Here is a 16,048-nt window from a genome sequence, read left to right as displayed (position 1 = left end):
TTAAATTCCAATGCTTTGATTCAAAGAAACTCCAAGACGCAACTTCTTACCTGGGCCTTTTTTTTGGGTTTACTGGTTTATGCCATTTTGAGAGCCTGGATCGTTGAACCGATTCACGACGAAGTTGCTACGTATTTCCATTACATCGAAACGGGAGAAATCAGGGGCGGCCGGTCTTTAATGGATGCCAACAATCATTTATTGAACAGCTGGCTGGGAAACCTGTCGTATCGTTTGTTCGGTGAATCCTTCTTCCTGTTCAGACTTCCGGCCATCGCTTGTTTTTGCCTGTATTTCTGGTCGGCCAGGAAACTGACCCGCAACCTGAACCTGGGTATTTGGGGAGAGTTCTGCTTCGTTGCATTGAATACCATTCCATGGATCTTTGATTATTTCAGTTATACGAGAGGCTACGGACTGGCTATCGGGTTCTTCATGGCAGCTTTACTGCAACTGTCTTTGTGGCTGAAAGAACAACACACCGGTCACCTCCTTTTACTGCTGTTATTTCTTCATTTGGCCATCCTTTCCAATTTGATTTACCTCATTACCGGTTTGATTATCGTAGCATATATCGTTTTCATTACACTGCTTCATTCCAAAAAAATTGGGATCAAAGCCTTGGTTTTTCACGTCTTTTTTGTCCTTGTTTTTTGCTTTTCACTCATTCCGCTGATCGAGTTCAGTTTCGAGCTGAAACAGGCCGGAGCCTTATATTACGGAAGCCTGGACGGTCTTTGGTGGGTTACCGGGAAAACACTTTCACGCTACGTCCTGTTTTACGATGCAAACTGGCTTCGGATCGTTTACCTTTTAACTGGGCTGACGGGAGCGGTTCTTCTCTTCCTGCAATGGAAAAAGGAATCCTGGATGCAGTTCCTTACAAGTACTTCTTTCTGGCTGTGCCTGCTGATTGCAGGAAACATTTTTGCAATCCTGTTCCTGGCAAAAGTCATGAAGGTCAATTACCCGGAAGACCGAGCTGCCATGTACCTGATCCCCTTGAGCATTTTGGCCTTGACTGCCTTGTTTGCCCAAAATAGAATCTCCAAATATGTTTTAGTCGTACTGCTGTTCTTCCCAGCAAGCTTTATCGCAAAATTGAATTTAAACACATCGGTTTTCTCTCCGGATGACCGTATGAGCAGCGCATTCTACAAAAACGCTACAAAAGACTTAAAACCGCATGAAACGGTAAGCATTTACCCGATCCAGCAGCTGACCTATGCCTACTTCGAACGAACGAACCCAAAACGCAGAGTAAAACACATCGGGACTCTACAAAAGGATTTTATTCCGGGAAGTGATCTGATACTCACCAAAACCACGTGGCTATTTTCGAAAGACGATACCAGTGCCTATCGGGTAGTGGCACGGGATCCTGCAAGTGACTACATTGCTTTGAGAAGAAAAAAATCGTTTACACAGGTCCATCTATTCGATTCGATCGGGAAGATGAAGCAATCCGATGAAGAGTTTATCTTATTCTACGACGGGCCGATCCGTCCGGAATGGCGCAACAAACTCATTCAGATCCATCTGAAAGGCGACCTGAAAACCGACAAGGGATTGAATGATTTCAATGTCGTCGTTTCAACGAATGATTCTCTGGATGTGAACCTGAGATACGATTACCAAAATCTTCGCTGGTATTACGGAGAGCACGTGCAACAGTTCAAATTGGATTACCCTTATGCTGCAAAGCATTTTCTCAACGAAGAATCCCGATTGATTATTTATATTTGGAATCCGGAAAGAAAGCATTTCAAGCTTACACATCCGAGCATTCAGATTATAGAGTTAAAATAAAGCACATGGCACTAGATAAAAACGGAATAGCAAAACGCATTGCACAGGAACTGCAAGACGGCTGGTATGTGAATTTGGGAATTGGCATCCCAACCTTGGTTGCAAACTACATTCCTGAAGGGATCGAAGTTGAATTCCAATCTGAAAACGGGATTCTTGGAATGGGACCTTTTCCGTTCGAAGGAGAAGAAGATCCGGATTTGATCAATGCCGGAAAACAGACGGTTACTTTACGACCGGGAGCTTCCATTTTTGATTCGGCCACATCGTTCGCCATGATTCGCGGACAACATGTGCAATTAACCGTGCTCGGAGCAATGGAAGTTTCCCAGAACGGAGACATTGCCAATTGGAAGATCCCCGGGAAAATGGTCAAAGGAATGGGCGGTGCGATGGATTTGGTCGCATCAGCAGAGAATATCATTGTAGCCATGATGCATTCGAATAAAGCAGGAGAATCAAAAATACTGAAAGCGTGTACTTTACCGTTAACAGGAGTTGGTTGCGTGAAGAAGGTGGTGACCGAATTGGCCGTATTGGAAATCAGGGACAACAAATTCCATCTCATCGAACGTGCACCGGGAGTGAGTGTAGAAGAAATCGTTTCCAAAACGGAAGGGGATCTGGTTGTTCCGGATTTTGTGCCTGAAATGAACATCTAATAAAATTCCTTTTTTTACGTTATTCCAACATGATTCAAAAATTATCCATTCTTATTCCGGCATACAACGAGGGCCCAACCATTCACCTGATCCTGGACAAGATCAAAAAGGTACAATTGGAAAACAATGTTCACAAAGAACTGGTAATTGTGAATGACTGCTCCAAGGACAATACCGTGGAGCGAATTGAAGCATATATGGCAGCAAATCCCGAAATGGATATTCGTTTGTTCTCCCAACCTCATAACCAGGGAAAAGGAGCTGCAATTAACCGTGCAATCCAGGAATCTACCGGTGAATATATCATTATCCAGGATGCCGACCTGGAATACGACCCTGAAGAATACAATCTTTTGTTGAAACCGGTTTATATGGATAATGCCGATGTTGTCTACGGATCCCGTTTTATGGGACACCAGCCGCACCGGATCCTTTTCTACTGGCACTCCAAAGGGAATAAATTCCTGACAGGTTTATCCAACATGATGACGAATTTAAACCTGACAGACATGGAAACCTGTTATAAATTGATTCGTGCTACTATTGCAAAGGACCTTAAAATCAAGGAAAACCGTTTTGGAATTGAGCCGGAAATAACCGCAAAACTAGCAAAACGTAAAGGAATACGTATTTATGAAGTGGGTATTTCCTATTACGGAAGAACTTACGAAGAGGGTAAAAAAATTGGATGGAGAGACGGGTTCAGAGCGATTTACTGTATTATTAAGTACCGCTTCACCAACTAATTATGAATTGGCTAATTATCAAGAGATTACTTCTTGATAATTCAATTGATCATTCTAATACTTAATATGCTTCGACCAGCGTATCGCGTGCTTTTCAATGATTCGGTAATAACCGTAAGCAAACGTTAGCGCAACACCTATCGCCAATACAAGAGCCAGCCAACTGTTCAGGTCCAGGTATTTCTCATTTTTTGTCAAATAAAGGAATAAACCTCCCGAAAGCCCGTGTGTGAGGTAAAGTGAGTAGGAAAATGCTCCGGTCCATTCCAGTGCGCGGCTGCGGATCTTTAGCCACAGGATCAGCACAATCCCGATAATACATACTACCAGGTCTTCCGCAGGGAATACAACATACAATACAAGCAGTGAACATCCGAGAAGGACATAGTTGACCGGCTGGTTCCTCGATTTATAGATTTCCGAACAACATATACCGGCCACAAAAAACGGAATGTTGTGCACCAGGTCCGTGGAATGGAAAAAGAAAACACTTCCCAGCGCGGCAACAAGTACCGATGAATAGATCAGCACATGTCTGCGCAAAACAATTATCAAGAAACCGATAATCAGGTAAAACAGGAATTCCACTTTCAAGGTAACGAAAATCGGATTCATCCATTCCGAATCGTTAAAAACATCCACACTAAGCGTCGCATTTTCCAGAACTTGTTTTGCTGTGTAGGGGTAATTTCCTTTCCATAACAGAGCTACGAGGCAAATCAGTAGAATTGTTCCAAGAAAAGGAGGAAAAATCCGCGCAAAACGCTTCAACAGGTATTTCGGGTAGTTTTGAATCCCAAAAGACGCGTTGGTCAGTGAATAATAAATCACAAAACCCGAAATGATATAGAACAGCTCCACTCCCTGAGCTCCAAATTTGGAACAGGTACGAATGGTCTCATTAGTGATCAAAAAGCCATGAACGCCTTCGAAAGACAGGAAATGAAAAACAAGTACCATCAATGCTGCCAACGCACGCAGCGATTCAATATGGCCCAAATATTTCTTTTCCTTTCCCAATGTGCTGCTAAAAATACTTGGAAATTCCCAAAACCAAACAAAAAACCCCGAAACTGACAAACAGCATCGGGGTTCAAACGTATCTTCCGGTGATTTTAGTACAATTCCTGTTTTAGGGCTGTACGGTAATCTTTGATTTCTTCTCTATTGATCTTGTGTTCGGCGTTTTTCAACAAATTCAACAAGTATAAAAAGTTTTCCTGATCTTCAATTTCCAAAGGATATTCATTTCCTTCTTCGTCCTCTTCATACTGTGCTTGTACGTCAAACCCATTTCTATCCAGCAAATATTCGTATGATAAACGTAAAACCTTCACCACCAACGGATCCTGCTCTTTTAAAGCTTGTTCACGCAATTCTTTCAAATCATCCACAAGACCTTTGTACGCAATTCCCTCTTTTTCCACTTTGGAAATAATCGTTTCTAATTTTTTATTGGCAATGGCCGTTTTCATACTTCACTTATTTTCAAGGTTGTAACTACTTTGTGACAACTTTCAAGACATGCAAATGTAATGACTTATTGGCAGTAAAAATAACATCTGCGGTGTTTTTTTACAAAATCAACTGAATTTCGCATCAATACCCTGCTTCTTTTGGAATGAGAGCTTACACGTAGAAAACGAATGACTATATTTGTAAAAAACAGAAAAACCAAACTTTTGCTAGATATTATACTCAAAGGGATTATCACCGGATTTATACTCAGTATAATGATCGGACCGGTATTCTTTCTTCTTCTGGAAACAAGTATCCGTAAAGGAATTCGTGCCGCCATTGCATTTGACGTCGGCGTGTTGCTATCGGATCTCATTTACATCATTATTGCGCTTATTTTCTATTCGGAAGTGAGCAAAATAACTTCCGGGGAATACGGACATATCATTTCCATCGTTGGAGGAATTGTTTTGGTCATCTTTGGGCTAGTTACCTTATTGAAAAAACCCAAGGAGGATAAAAAAGAAGCCGAACAGCTGAACAACCAAACGAAGGATTTAATCTTGCTGGGGCTCAAAGGGTTTTTGTTGAATTTTGCCAATCCGGGAGTCATTTTTTACTGGATCACGGTCATTGCGTTGGGTGCGGACGGGAAAAAAAGCACCACTAATGCAATCGATGAAAGTACTTACTGGTATATCCTCATTATTATGATGACCTTCTTTTCTGTGGACCTTTTGAAGATCTTCGGTGCAAAAAAACTGCGACCCTTCATTACGGAAAAAGTATTGGTTGGTCTGAACCGGTTAATCGGACTGATTATTATCGGAACCGGAGTATTATTGGTAATCAAAGGCTTCCTTGCAAAGTAGTTCCTGTAACATTTCCTTTGATTCATGATTATTAAGTAGAAAAACTCATTCAAATTCCATGAAGTTCGTTTGCATCCTCATTTCTTTATTCTCTTTTACTCTTTCGGCCCAGGTTATAAACAAAGAAAACCTGACGACCAAGGAAAGAAACTACTATGACTTTCAACAAACCAAATTGGAATCAATTGGAAGTTATTATAAAGATTTATTGGGTGAATCACGGGATAAACACGGAAAATGGTTGTATTATGACCGGTTCGGAACGGTAATCGAGGAACGCAACTATTATCGCGGAAAATTACACGGAAGAGTCGTTTCGTTTCATCCCAATGGCAAAAACAAGCAGGAAGGATATTTCAAAATGGGAGAACAGGACAGCATTTTCCGTGAATGGAACGAAACCGGGAAATTAAGTGTCCAGGGAAATTACAAGTTCGGGGTTCCCAATGGGATCTGGGAATATTACTACCTCACGGGTCAAAAGAAACAAGTAGAAGAAATCATCGATTCTACGACCTATTTGCGCGAATTTTGGATGCCGGACAGTCTTCACACCCAAATGGTAAAGAACGGCACCGGTGAATACCTGACATTCTTCGATACGGGAATGGAAAAGGAATGGTACAACTATAAAGACGGATTAAAAGACGGTCCTTTTGAAGAATACTCTATCTACGGATACCTGCTGATCAATGGAAAGTTCAAAAACGGAGAAAAGGACAGTACCTGGAACTTTTTCTACTATACCGGTAAAAAAGAGAAGATCAGCAACTATGTAAACGGGAAACTTGACGGCGAGTACAAATACTTCTATGACAATGAACAGGTAAACGTTGAAGGTACGTATTCCAAAGGGGAAAAATCCGGCTTGTGGACCTGGTACACGAAAAAAGGAACCAAGGACATGGAAGGTTCTTTTGATAAAGGCCAGCAAAACGGAAAATGGACCTATTGGTATCCGACGGGAGAATTGCGCAATTACGCGGAATACGATCACGATAAAAAAACGGGTACCTGGGAGTACTTTTACAAAGACGGAAGCAAGTTTAAAAGCTGCCCATACGAAAACGATGAAAAGCATGGCCAATGGGATACCTGGTATGAAAACGGGCAACTGCTGATGTCCGGAAGATATGTAAAAGGGAAGGAAGAAGGTACCTGGGTGAACTACTGGGAAGACGGAAAAGAAAAGAACATTGCCACTTTTAAAAACGGTTTATTGCATGGCAAGTGGGAATCGTATTTCCCCACAGGAAAACCAAACATCTTCGGGAACTACAAAGAGGGAGAAAAGACCGGTGAATGGACGAGCTTTTTCGAAAATGGAAAACCAAAAGATGTGTTCAATTACAAGGTCATTATCAAGAAATCGAAAATTCAAAACGGCCCGCTCAAGGACTTTGACGTGAAAGAAAGCATCAAAGACGGACACGCAGTTTCCTACTCTCAAAAAGACTATAAAAAAACCGAAGAGGGAGATTACAAGAACGGCGAAAAAGACGGCGTTTGGTACACTTATTGGCCCGGAGGACATATTCCAAGTAACACAACAACTTACAAAAACGGGTTATTGGAAGGAAAATCTACAGAATTGGACCGAAGAGGAAACCTGGTTTCAGAGACCGAATACAAAGACGGTTTGAAACACGGGAAAATGAAGATCTACGACAAGCGCGGAAAAGTAGCCAAAGAACTGGAATTTGAATTCGGGCAACAAGTCATCAAGGGAGCCGGCGGAAGCAATATTGAGTTCAAAACGCGTTAAGCCTGTTAAAAAGGTTCAAAAAGTTTAAAGTGTTTAAACGAATCTTCTTTGAACTTTTGACCCCGATTTCTATCGGGATTTGAACTTCGCAAAATCTTGCATTAAATGACCTTTTTTCTTAACTTATATAAGAAAAGGCGCATGACAGACCAGGAATTAGGAATTTTCGGGGAGCAGATGGCTCAAAAGTTTCTTTTAAAGAACGGATACCTCATCCGCAAAGTCAATTACCGGTATTTAAAATTTGAGATTGATATCATTGCCGAAAAGGACGAAAAAATTGTCGTTGTGGAAGTCAAAACGCGGCAAACTGCAGAGATTGGAGAGCCCTGGATGGCAGTTACCCGAAAGAAACAGCGGCAAATTATCTTTTGTGCCAATGAATACATTCAATCCCGTGATCTTCCGAATGAAGTCCGCTTCGATATTATTTCAATCGTTCACAACCAGTTCCGCACCAAACTGGAGCATATTGAAGATGCATTTTCGACGTGATTTAAAATGGAGAATTGACGATTGAAAAGGAGAGAAAACCCTGCCTTTGATAAAATCTGCATAAGCAAATGAATGTCATTTACTTTTCAATTCTGCATTTTCAATTCTCAATTAAATGAGTTGATTTTCAGTTATGTAACAAAATTGACTGAAACGTCTTATCTTTGCAGCGTCTACTGCGATAGTAAACATTAAATTCTGCTCGTGATGAACACAAGAAAAACAGGTACAGGGAAAGGCCGTACAACAACAGGAAGAGGAACAAAGTCTAGTTCAAAACCAACTTCCAGAACCGGGAAACCAACCGCAAATGCTGGAAAACCCGATGCTGCCAAATCAAGATCGGCAGCTCCGAAAAGCAACTCTTCCAGACCAAAACCGGAAGGTGCCGAAGGATCTTCAAAATCGCATTTCAAACCAAAAGTTCGCAAAGGTGATCCCTTGCCTACTTTCAATGAAGACGATGTCCGTTTGAACAAATATTTGTCGAATGCCGGGGTTTGTTCCCGTAGGGAAGCAGATGTGTTGATCCAGACAGGAGTTGTTTCCGTGAATGGGGAGATCATTACCGAATTGGGATACAAGATCAAAAAAGGAGACAAAGTACAATACGACGGGGAAACAATTAATGCGGAAACCAAACGTTATGTACTTTTGAATAAACCGAAAGGATTCATCACGACCATGGATGATCCTTTGGGAAGAAAAACCGTTATGGGGCTGGTGATCAATGCCTGTAAGGAGCGCATTTATCCTGTTGGTCGATTGGACCGCGATACCACCGGGTTGTTGTTATTTACAAACGATGGGGATATGGCAAAAAAGTTGACTCACCCACGTTATGAAGCAACAAAGATCTATCACGTGGAAACGGACAAACCGGTACAGAAAGAACATTTGGAATTGCTGATGCGCGGGATCGAATTGGAAGACGGACGTATCCAGGCCGATAAAGCAGAATATGTCACAGACGGAAAATCTGCGCGTGAGGTCGGAATCGAAATTCACTCGGGAAAAAACCGGATCGTGCGCCGTATGTTTGAAAAATTAGGATACGAAGTTGTGAAGCTGGATCGTGTTCAATTTGCCAGCCTGACAAAAAAAGATCTGCCAAGAGGTTATTATCGCCATTTAACAGAGAAAGAAGTTCATTTTCTAAAAATGACTAAATAATTCAACATGCACAGAAAGCTGTTATTCTTATTTTTTCTAGCAGTTATTGCAACCCCGGCCGATGCCCAGATCAGGAAGCATCAGCGCAAGAGAAGTACCAATGCCGGTACCCTTTTCCTTTATTGGGGTTATAACCGCACTGCTTATACTCCCTCCACAATCCATTTCATCGGATCGGATTACGATTTCACATTGAAAGGTGTAAGGGCGACAGACAGACAACCGAAATTCGGGGCAAACCTGTATCTGAATCCGGTGAATATAACGATTCCGCAATACAACTTCCGGATTGGTTACTATTTTACCGAAAAGTGGGCATTGTCTGTCGGGGTAGATCATTACAACTATGTTATGCGCCACGATAAAGAAGTGACTTTAGACGGGCATTTTGACATGACTGCAGATTCCATTTGGGATGGGAATTACAACCAAGAATCGGTTTTGGTAGATCCGAACCATTTCCATTACGAGCATTCCGGAGCACTGAATTATTTGAGAATCGAGCTGATGCGTTCATTCGACCTGGTTGAACTGGGAGACAGGAGACAATTTGCCATTACGGGAAACGTGGGTTTGAACTTAGGTCCGATGCTAACTACGACCAATTTTTTGTTTTCAAATGAGCAAACGAATCGTTCGACGGCACTTTCCGGTTATGGAATCGGAGCAAATGCCAGTGCACGATTGGAATTTTTCAAGCACGTATTCATTCAGGCAGAAGGAGGATTGGCATTTGCGCATCTTCCTGGAGTGAAAACCCGGCCGAATGACCGGAACCAACGTGCAAAACAAGCTTTCGGATTAGCTTCCTATAATGTATCTTTGGGGCTGTTATTTTACATCAAAACCAAGAATGGGTGCGACAGCTGTCCGCATTGGTGATACAAGATTCAAAGCCCCGAAAGCTATCGGGATGCAAAAGTTTAAAGGGTTCAATTTGAACATTTGAACATTTGAACATTTGAACATTTGAACATTTGAACATTTGAACATTATTAATTATATACTAACTATTAAAATATAACCTCGGATTAAAGTCCTAAAATCTTAAAATCCTGAGGTCTTAACATCACAAAAAAATGTCACAAGAATTATCAGAACAAGAAATCCAGCGACGACAAACGTTGCAACATTTACGCGATGCGGGAATCGATCCTTATCCTGCAGCACTTTACCCGGTAACCGATTATTCCACGTCCATCAAAAACAACTTTGAAGAAGGAAAAACCGTTTGCATGGCAGGTAGAATGATGAGTCAGCGCGTTATGGGAAAAGCTTCTTTTGCTGAATTACAGGATTCCGAAGGAAGAATCCAAGTGTACTTTAACCGCGATGAAATTTGTCGGGGAGAAGACAAAATGCTTTACAATGACTTGTTCAAAAAGTGGCTGGACCTGGGTGATTTCATCGGAATCAAAGGAGAAGTGTTCAAAACGCAGGTAGGAGAAGTTTCCGTAAACGTGAAAGAATTCCAGTTGTTGAGCAAATCCTTAAAACCGCTCCCGCTCCCAAAAACAGATGCGGAAGGACAGGTACACGATGCCTTTACAGATCCGGAAATGCGATACCGTCAGCGATACGTTGATTTAGTGGTGAATCCGCAGGTGAAAGAGGTGTTTGTAAAACGTACCAAGCTGTTTTCAGCGATGCGTAACTTCTTCAACGATGCCGGCTACATGGAGGTTGAAACACCAATTTTGCAGGCAATCCCGGGCGGAGCTTCTGCACGGCCATTCGTGACGCATCACAACGCGTTGGATATTCCATTATACATGCGAATCGCAAATGAACTGTACCTGAAAAGACTGATCGTTGGCGGATTTGATGGAGTTTACGAGTTTTCCAAGAATTTCCGCAACGAAGGAATGGACAGAACACACAATCCCGAGTTTACAGCTATGGAAATCTATGTTTCGTACAAAGATTACAACTGGATGATGGATTTTACAGAGCGTTTGCTGGAACATTGCGCAATAGCCGTAAACGGAACTGCAGAATGCACTTTCGGTGAGCACCAAATCAGCTTCAAAGCTCCTTACAAACGCGTAACCATGCGTCAATCTATCATTGATTTCACCGGTTTCGATATTGCCGGAAAATCGGAAGATGAATTGAGAACTGCCGCGAAAGGAATGGGGATACAGGTAGACGACACCATGGGTAAAGGAAAATTGATTGATGAGATCTTCGGTGAAAAATGTGAAGGAAATTACATCCAGCCGACATTCATTACGGATTACCCGAAGGAAATGTCTCCATTGTGTAAAACACACCGCGATAATCCTGAATTGACCGAGCGATTTGAATTGATGGTTTGCGGAAAAGAAATTGCGAATGCCTATTCGGAATTAAATGATCCGATTGATCAACGTGAACGTTTTGAGGACCAGGTGCGCCTTTCAGAAAAAGGAGACGATGAAGCAAACGGATTGATCGATCAGGATTTCCTGCGTGCATTGGAATATGGGATGCCCCCTACTTCCGGGTTGGGAATTGGAATGGACCGTTTGATTATGTACCTGACTAATAATCCTTCCATACAGGAGGTATTGTTCTTCCCTCAGATGCGACCGGAAAAAGTGGTGAAAGTTGTTCTGAATGAAAATGAACAGTTGATCTTCGATATCATGCAACGCGAAAAAAGTATGAACTTACTCACATTGAAGGAATCCGTGAATTTGAGCAATAAGGCTTGGGATACAAGTATCAAAGGGTTGACGAAACATGGATTGTTGAAAGTGACGAAAACAGATGATATTCTGAGCGTGGACCTGGTAGGATAAACCATTACCGATATAGATTAAGATCCCTGGCTTGCTTCGGCGGCCCAGGGATTTTTCGTTTTTGGGGATAAGTGTAAGATTACCCACCAGTTACCAGGGTATTTAATTGTTAAGAATTTATTCCCGAATTGATAAATCAACAAAATTCTCACAAACTCACCGAAGCAAGCAACTATTTTTATCAAACTTCGATCTATCCTCTTGTGAAACAATTATTAAGGGGAATGAAGGACTATTCAAAATAAATACTATCTTGTTCCCAATTTACCGAATAGTAAAAGCTACTGTACTATTTATGAACCGAAAAAGAACTGATTTGAACCGACTGATTATCTCAGCTTTTGCCGCTACCGCATTTGCATTGATGCTTTTTGTCATTCCTGCATGTAAAAAGAAACCAAAAGCAGAACCGATTGATCCCCCTGTTGAAGAACCAACCGGTGTTTCCGTTGATTTAACGACTGTTCCCTATACCAAGCTCTCCGATTACCGGTTTTTCCAGGGTGAAATGAAAAATCAGATTCCGGCTGAAAAGGTGATTCCTTACGAACCCGCTTCGGCACTTTTTACGGATTACGCACACAAAAAACGATTCATTTGGATGCCAAACGGAACGATGGCGACATACAACGGCGACCACAATGTATTGGAACTTCCGGTTGGAGCCGCATTGATCAAGACTTTTTATTACGATGATGTTCAGCCTGCAGGAAATACACGCATTATCGAAACGCGCATTATGATCCGTAAATCTTCCGGCTGGATCTTTGCCGACTATGTTTGGAATACCGAACAAACCGAAGCTTACCTGGATATGAACGGAAGTTATACCAATATCAGCTGGCTTCAGAATGGCGTGCAAAAAAGTACAGCTTACCGCATTCCCAATCAAACAGAATGTCATACGTGTCACAAGTTAAATGACGAACCTATTCCGATTGGAATTAAACCGCAGAACCTGAATATTGATTATGCTTATTCAGATGGCACGCAAAATCAATTGCAAAAACTAATTGCTGTCGGATATTTGCAAAACTCGCTTCCGGGAAACATTGTATCTACCGTGAACTATATGGACCAGACAAAAACGGTCGACCAACGTTTCAGGTCTTACGTAGACATCAACTGTGCTCATTGTCACAGTGAAGGAAAGCATTGCTCCTACCGTCCGATGCGACTGGCTTTTTCTGAAACTTCCGATCCGATCAATTTAGGTTTGTGTGTGGAGCCCGAAGAGTTTATTAATTCCTCTTTGGCATATATCATTAAACCAAATGATAAGAACCGGTCGATGATGTACTATCGCCTAGGTTCTACCCTGCCAAGCGAACGCATGCCTTTACTCGGCAGAACTATCGTTCACGATGAAGGATTGCAGCTTCTAGAAGAATGGATTACCTGGAAACAAACCTGCAACTGACACCCTATTTATGAACTAAAACCAAGAATTATGAAAATTAATTTTACCTTTTTCCTTTTGCTGGGAATACCCGTACTTTCCCAGGCTCAAAACACCTGTGCCACTGCATTGTCCATTACACCCGGAACAACCTATGCAGTTACGGCAGTTGACGGAACCGATGTTCCGACAGTAATCTGCGCCACCAACGGAACCGGACAAACCGCCGCAGAGTGGTACACTTATACTCCGAATGCTGATTACACTGTAACATTGACCACAGATTTGCCTGCAACAGCAGGAGTGGATACCCGATTCCATGTTTATTCGGGTACGTGCGGATCTTTGGTGTGTGTTGCCGGGGACGATGATGGTGGAAGCGGATTAACATCCATGGCTACCTTCAACGTGACAAACGGAACAACATATACCATTGCATTCGACAATCGTTGGTCTTCAAGCGGGTTTAGCTTCAAATTAACCGAAAGCCCGATTGTCGTTCAGCCAACGCCTCCGATTACATTTACCGCAAATACCTTCCCGTCCATTAGCGGCAGCTACGGGTTAGCTTGTACAGATATGAACGGGGATTTTCTGGATGACATTGTGACCGTCTCCGCTTCCAGCGTACAAATTTTATATCAGCAAATCAGCGGAGCGTATATCACAGCCAACATCCCGACATCGACCACCATGTTTCAGCCGTCCTGGAGTATGGCGATCGGAGATATCGATAAGAACGGATTTAACGACATGCTATACGGAAGTGGTTCCGGTGTGACATTTATGAAAGCAAACGCAACCGGAACGGCTTATACGGAAATTTCCGGTCCGGAATATGTATTCTGTCAGCGAACCAACTTTGTGGACATTAACAATGATGGGAACCTGGATGCATTTTCCTGTCACGATATCGACCCGAACGTATACTATCTGAATGACGGAAGCGGGAATTTAACGTTCCATACCGGCGGGTTGGGTGATCATCCGGAAGGAGGAAACTACGGTTCGATCTGGATGGATTATGATAACGACGGAGACCAGGATCTGTATATCGCGAAATGCCGCGGTGGAGCTTCAACCGCTAAAATTGACGAATTGCACCGAAATGACGGTGGCGGTACATTTACAGATGTTTCCGTTGCGGCGGGAATGGCAAACCCAAGTCAATCATGGTCATCAGCATGGAATGACTACGATAACGACGGATGGATGGACGCCCTGGTTGGTGCGAGTTCAACAGATGACGGCGGACATTCCTTAATGAGAAACAACGGAGACGGGACCTTCACGGATGTTACAGTTGGTTCGGGTTGGGATGTAAATCCAAGCCTAAGTATCGAGCACGTTTCTTTTGATTTCGATAACGATGGTTTCACCGACGTAATGGGTGGGGGAAATAAGATCATGTTCGGAAATGGAGACATGACCTTCTATCCGATTACCTATGCATTTACAAGCGGTTCGGTAGGTGACATGAATAACGACGGTTTCCTGGATATCAGAAACGGGAATACGATCTACATGAGTGACAAAAACAATAACAACTGGATCACGATTAACCTGCAGGGAATTCAAAGTAATTACAATGCGATCGGAGCACGTGTAGAAATTTATGGTTCCTGGGGGAAACAAATCCGCGATATCCGAAGTGGAGACGGATTCAGATACATGAATACCCTGAATGCACATTTCGGCATCGGAACGGCAACCGTTATCGATTCTATGATCATCAAATGGCCTTCAGGACATATCGACCAGGTCAATAATCCGACCATCAATCAACCGATTACGGTGGTGGAAGGTTCACATCCATTGAGCTTACTGGAAATCGACGGGAAGAAAATTGCCTTGTATCCGAACCCGGCAACAGATTATTTAACCATTGAAAACTTTGATCTGCTGGATGCTGCCAGCATTCAGATTTACTCTCAAGCGGGTGAACAGGTTATGAACACTGAAAAGAAAGATGCTAAAATCTCTTTGAAAGAATTGGTAAGCGGCCGGTATTTCTTAGTGATTCATACGAAGAAAGGAGAAAAATATTCCGAATCATTTATCAAGATGTAATCAAGGCAAGGGGAGTTTTCACTCCCTATAAAAACAACAAAAAAGGCGGGATGAAACATCCCGCCTTTTCTATGCCAAATTCAATTCACTACATTTTAAAGATTACCCCACCGGTAATCAAAGATTTTCCATAACCCGCTTCCGCATACAGTCCTACCTTATCACTTGGAAAATAACGGAAACCGGCATGCGGCCCGATAAAGAATAGGGCTCCTACTTCCGATGTATAATACGGATCATTATCGTAATTCTTACGAACATTTCTGAAAACCGGTCCGCTACCAATGTTCAAACCACCGTATACGTCGATTTTGTTGGCAAAGTCCTTTCCTGCTTTATCCGCAATCAATTGCAAAAAGTGAAAATTCGCGATGAACCCGATCGGAACACCAACACTCCAATAGGGAGAATTGGACGGTTTAATATAACCAGGTGCGTATACCCCTCCGTAATAATAACCGGCAGTTCTTGCAGAAACTTCTGCCCCTACAATAAATCCCAATCCAATGTACTTGTGGATCCCGAACTCCATTTGGAGATTAAATGCACCATAAGACGTGTTGTAGGACCGATCGTAATCGGAGTAAAGCGAATAATGCTGATTATAGCCCAACCCTAACTGCAAATACTTACTTCCACTTCCCCCAAAACCCTGAGCCCGGGAATTACTTGCAAACAACCCAACGGTTGCCAACAATAACATAAATCTAACCTTCTTCATAACCTAATTTTTACTCTTATTGTTAAATCAAATATAATCAAGTCGGATCAAAAGATGAGATAAATCAAGTTTTTTTGTGATTTGGCTCATAGTCA

14 protein-coding genes are annotated in these 16,048 nt (G+C 42.3%); 11 read left to right on the top strand and 3 right to left on the bottom strand.

Annotated elements, in window-relative coordinates:
- Window positions 1-15: 15 nt before the first annotated feature.
- Genes FO442_RS05130 through FO442_RS05120 form a run of 3 tightly spaced genes read left to right on the top strand, consistent with a single transcriptional unit; the run spans window position 16 to window position 3,217 of the window.
- On the top strand, window positions 16-1,809 hold the full coding sequence (locus tag FO442_RS05130; RefSeq protein ID WP_144332081.1) for a hypothetical protein: 1,794 nt from the start codon (window positions 16-18) through the stop codon (window positions 1,807-1,809).
- A gap of 5 nt (window positions 1,810-1,814) precedes the next feature.
- Complete coding sequence (locus FO442_RS05125) at window positions 1,815-2,471, top strand: CoA transferase subunit B (RefSeq protein ID WP_144332080.1); 657 nt, start codon at window positions 1,815-1,817, stop codon at window positions 2,469-2,471.
- A gap of 29 nt (window positions 2,472-2,500) precedes the next feature.
- Window positions 2,501-3,217: a glycosyltransferase family 2 protein gene (locus FO442_RS05120; RefSeq protein ID WP_144332079.1), complete on the top strand. Its 717-nt coding sequence runs from the start codon at window positions 2,501-2,503 to the stop codon at window positions 3,215-3,217.
- 54 nt (window positions 3,218-3,271) lie between these two features.
- On the opposite strand, the gene FO442_RS05115 is transcribed toward FO442_RS05120, so the two are convergent.
- A complete protein-coding gene (locus tag FO442_RS05115; RefSeq protein WP_186279913.1) occupies window positions 3,272-4,237 on the bottom strand; it encodes an acyltransferase family protein in 966 nt (321 codons plus the stop codon).
- A gap of 95 nt (window positions 4,238-4,332) precedes the next feature.
- The gene (locus tag FO442_RS05110; protein WP_144332077.1) at window positions 4,333-4,692 is read right to left on the bottom strand and encodes a hypothetical protein; all 360 of its coding nucleotides are present in this window, start codon (window positions 4,690-4,692) and stop codon (window positions 4,333-4,335) included.
- A 207-nt stretch (window positions 4,693-4,899) separates the two neighbouring features.
- On the opposite strand from FO442_RS05110, the gene FO442_RS05105 reads away from it, so the two are divergent.
- The 8 genes from FO442_RS05105 to FO442_RS05070 all read left to right on the top strand — a co-directional run bounded on the left by FO442_RS05105 (window position 4,900) and on the right by FO442_RS05070 (window position 15,232).
- Complete coding sequence (locus tag FO442_RS05105; protein ID WP_186279911.1) at window positions 4,900-5,547, top strand: LysE family translocator; 648 nt, start codon at window positions 4,900-4,902, stop codon at window positions 5,545-5,547.
- Between the two features lie 58 nt (window positions 5,548-5,605).
- On the top strand, window positions 5,606-7,312 hold the full coding sequence (locus FO442_RS05100; RefSeq protein ID WP_144332075.1) for a toxin-antitoxin system YwqK family antitoxin: 1,707 nt from the start codon (window positions 5,606-5,608) through the stop codon (window positions 7,310-7,312).
- Window positions 7,313-7,417: 105 nt separating this feature from the next.
- Window positions 7,418-7,807, top strand: a complete 390-nt coding sequence (locus tag FO442_RS05095; RefSeq protein ID WP_246073818.1) for a YraN family protein — start codon at window positions 7,418-7,420, stop codon at window positions 7,805-7,807.
- Between the two features lie 207 nt (window positions 7,808-8,014).
- The gene (locus FO442_RS05090; protein ID WP_144332074.1) at window positions 8,015-8,980 is read left to right on the top strand and encodes a pseudouridine synthase; all 966 of its coding nucleotides are present in this window, start codon (window positions 8,015-8,017) and stop codon (window positions 8,978-8,980) included.
- Between the two features lie 6 nt (window positions 8,981-8,986).
- The gene (locus FO442_RS05085) at window positions 8,987-9,862 is read left to right on the top strand and encodes a hypothetical protein (protein ID WP_144332073.1); all 876 of its coding nucleotides are present in this window, start codon (window positions 8,987-8,989) and stop codon (window positions 9,860-9,862) included.
- Window positions 9,863-10,059: 197 nt separating this feature from the next.
- Window positions 10,060-11,763, top strand: coding sequence for a lysine--tRNA ligase (gene lysS / locus FO442_RS05080; RefSeq protein ID WP_144332072.1), 1,704 nt, complete (start codon window positions 10,060-10,062; stop codon window positions 11,761-11,763).
- A gap of 295 nt (window positions 11,764-12,058) precedes the next feature.
- Window positions 12,059-13,183, top strand: a complete 1,125-nt coding sequence (locus tag FO442_RS05075) for a hypothetical protein (RefSeq protein ID WP_144332071.1) — start codon at window positions 12,059-12,061, stop codon at window positions 13,181-13,183.
- Between the two features lie 30 nt (window positions 13,184-13,213).
- Window positions 13,214-15,232, top strand: coding sequence for an FG-GAP-like repeat-containing protein (locus FO442_RS05070; protein ID WP_144332070.1), 2,019 nt, complete (start codon window positions 13,214-13,216; stop codon window positions 15,230-15,232).
- Between the two features lie 88 nt (window positions 15,233-15,320).
- Here FO442_RS05070 and FO442_RS05065 read toward each other — a convergent pair whose 3' ends face one another.
- A complete protein-coding gene (locus FO442_RS05065) occupies window positions 15,321-15,953 on the bottom strand; it encodes a hypothetical protein (RefSeq protein ID WP_144332069.1) in 633 nt (210 codons plus the stop codon).
- Between the last annotated feature and the right edge of the window lie 95 nt (window positions 15,954-16,048).

The sequence above is a fragment of the Fluviicola chungangensis genome, assembly GCF_007558725.1.
Lineage (GTDB): Bacteria > Bacteroidota > Bacteroidia > Flavobacteriales_D > Crocinitomicaceae > Fluviicola > Fluviicola chungangensis.
Note: the sequence above shows the minus strand (reverse complement) of the source record. Positions and strands in the feature narration are given on the sequence as shown.

Excerpts from the sequence above, each read along its gene's own strand:
- FO442_RS05125 (WP_144332080.1), top strand. The coding sequence starts at position 1,815 with ATGGCACTAGATAAAAACGGAATAGCAAAACGCATTGCACAGGAACTG.
- FO442_RS05120 (WP_144332079.1), top strand. The coding sequence starts at position 2,501 with ATGATTCAAAAATTATCCATTCTTATTCCGGCATACAACGAGGGCCCA.
- FO442_RS05110 (WP_144332077.1), bottom strand. The coding sequence starts at position 4,692 with ATGAAAACGGCCATTGCCAATAAAAAATTAGAAACGATTATTTCCAAA.
- FO442_RS05100 (WP_144332075.1), top strand. The coding sequence starts at position 5,606 with ATGAAGTTCGTTTGCATCCTCATTTCTTTATTCTCTTTTACTCTTTCG.
- FO442_RS05095 (WP_246073818.1), top strand. The coding sequence starts at position 7,418 with ATGACCTTTTTTCTTAACTTATATAAGAAAAGGCGCATGACAGACCAG.
- FO442_RS05090 (WP_144332074.1), top strand. The coding sequence starts at position 8,015 with ATGAACACAAGAAAAACAGGTACAGGGAAAGGCCGTACAACAACAGGA.
- FO442_RS05085 (WP_144332073.1), top strand. The coding sequence starts at position 8,987 with ATGCACAGAAAGCTGTTATTCTTATTTTTTCTAGCAGTTATTGCAACC.
- lysS (WP_144332072.1), top strand. The coding sequence starts at position 10,060 with ATGTCACAAGAATTATCAGAACAAGAAATCCAGCGACGACAAACGTTG.
- FO442_RS05075 (WP_144332071.1), top strand. The coding sequence starts at position 12,059 with ATGAACCGAAAAAGAACTGATTTGAACCGACTGATTATCTCAGCTTTT.
- FO442_RS05070 (WP_144332070.1), top strand. The coding sequence starts at position 13,214 with ATGAAAATTAATTTTACCTTTTTCCTTTTGCTGGGAATACCCGTACTT.
- FO442_RS05065 (WP_144332069.1), bottom strand. The coding sequence starts at position 15,953 with ATGAAGAAGGTTAGATTTATGTTATTGTTGGCAACCGTTGGGTTGTTT.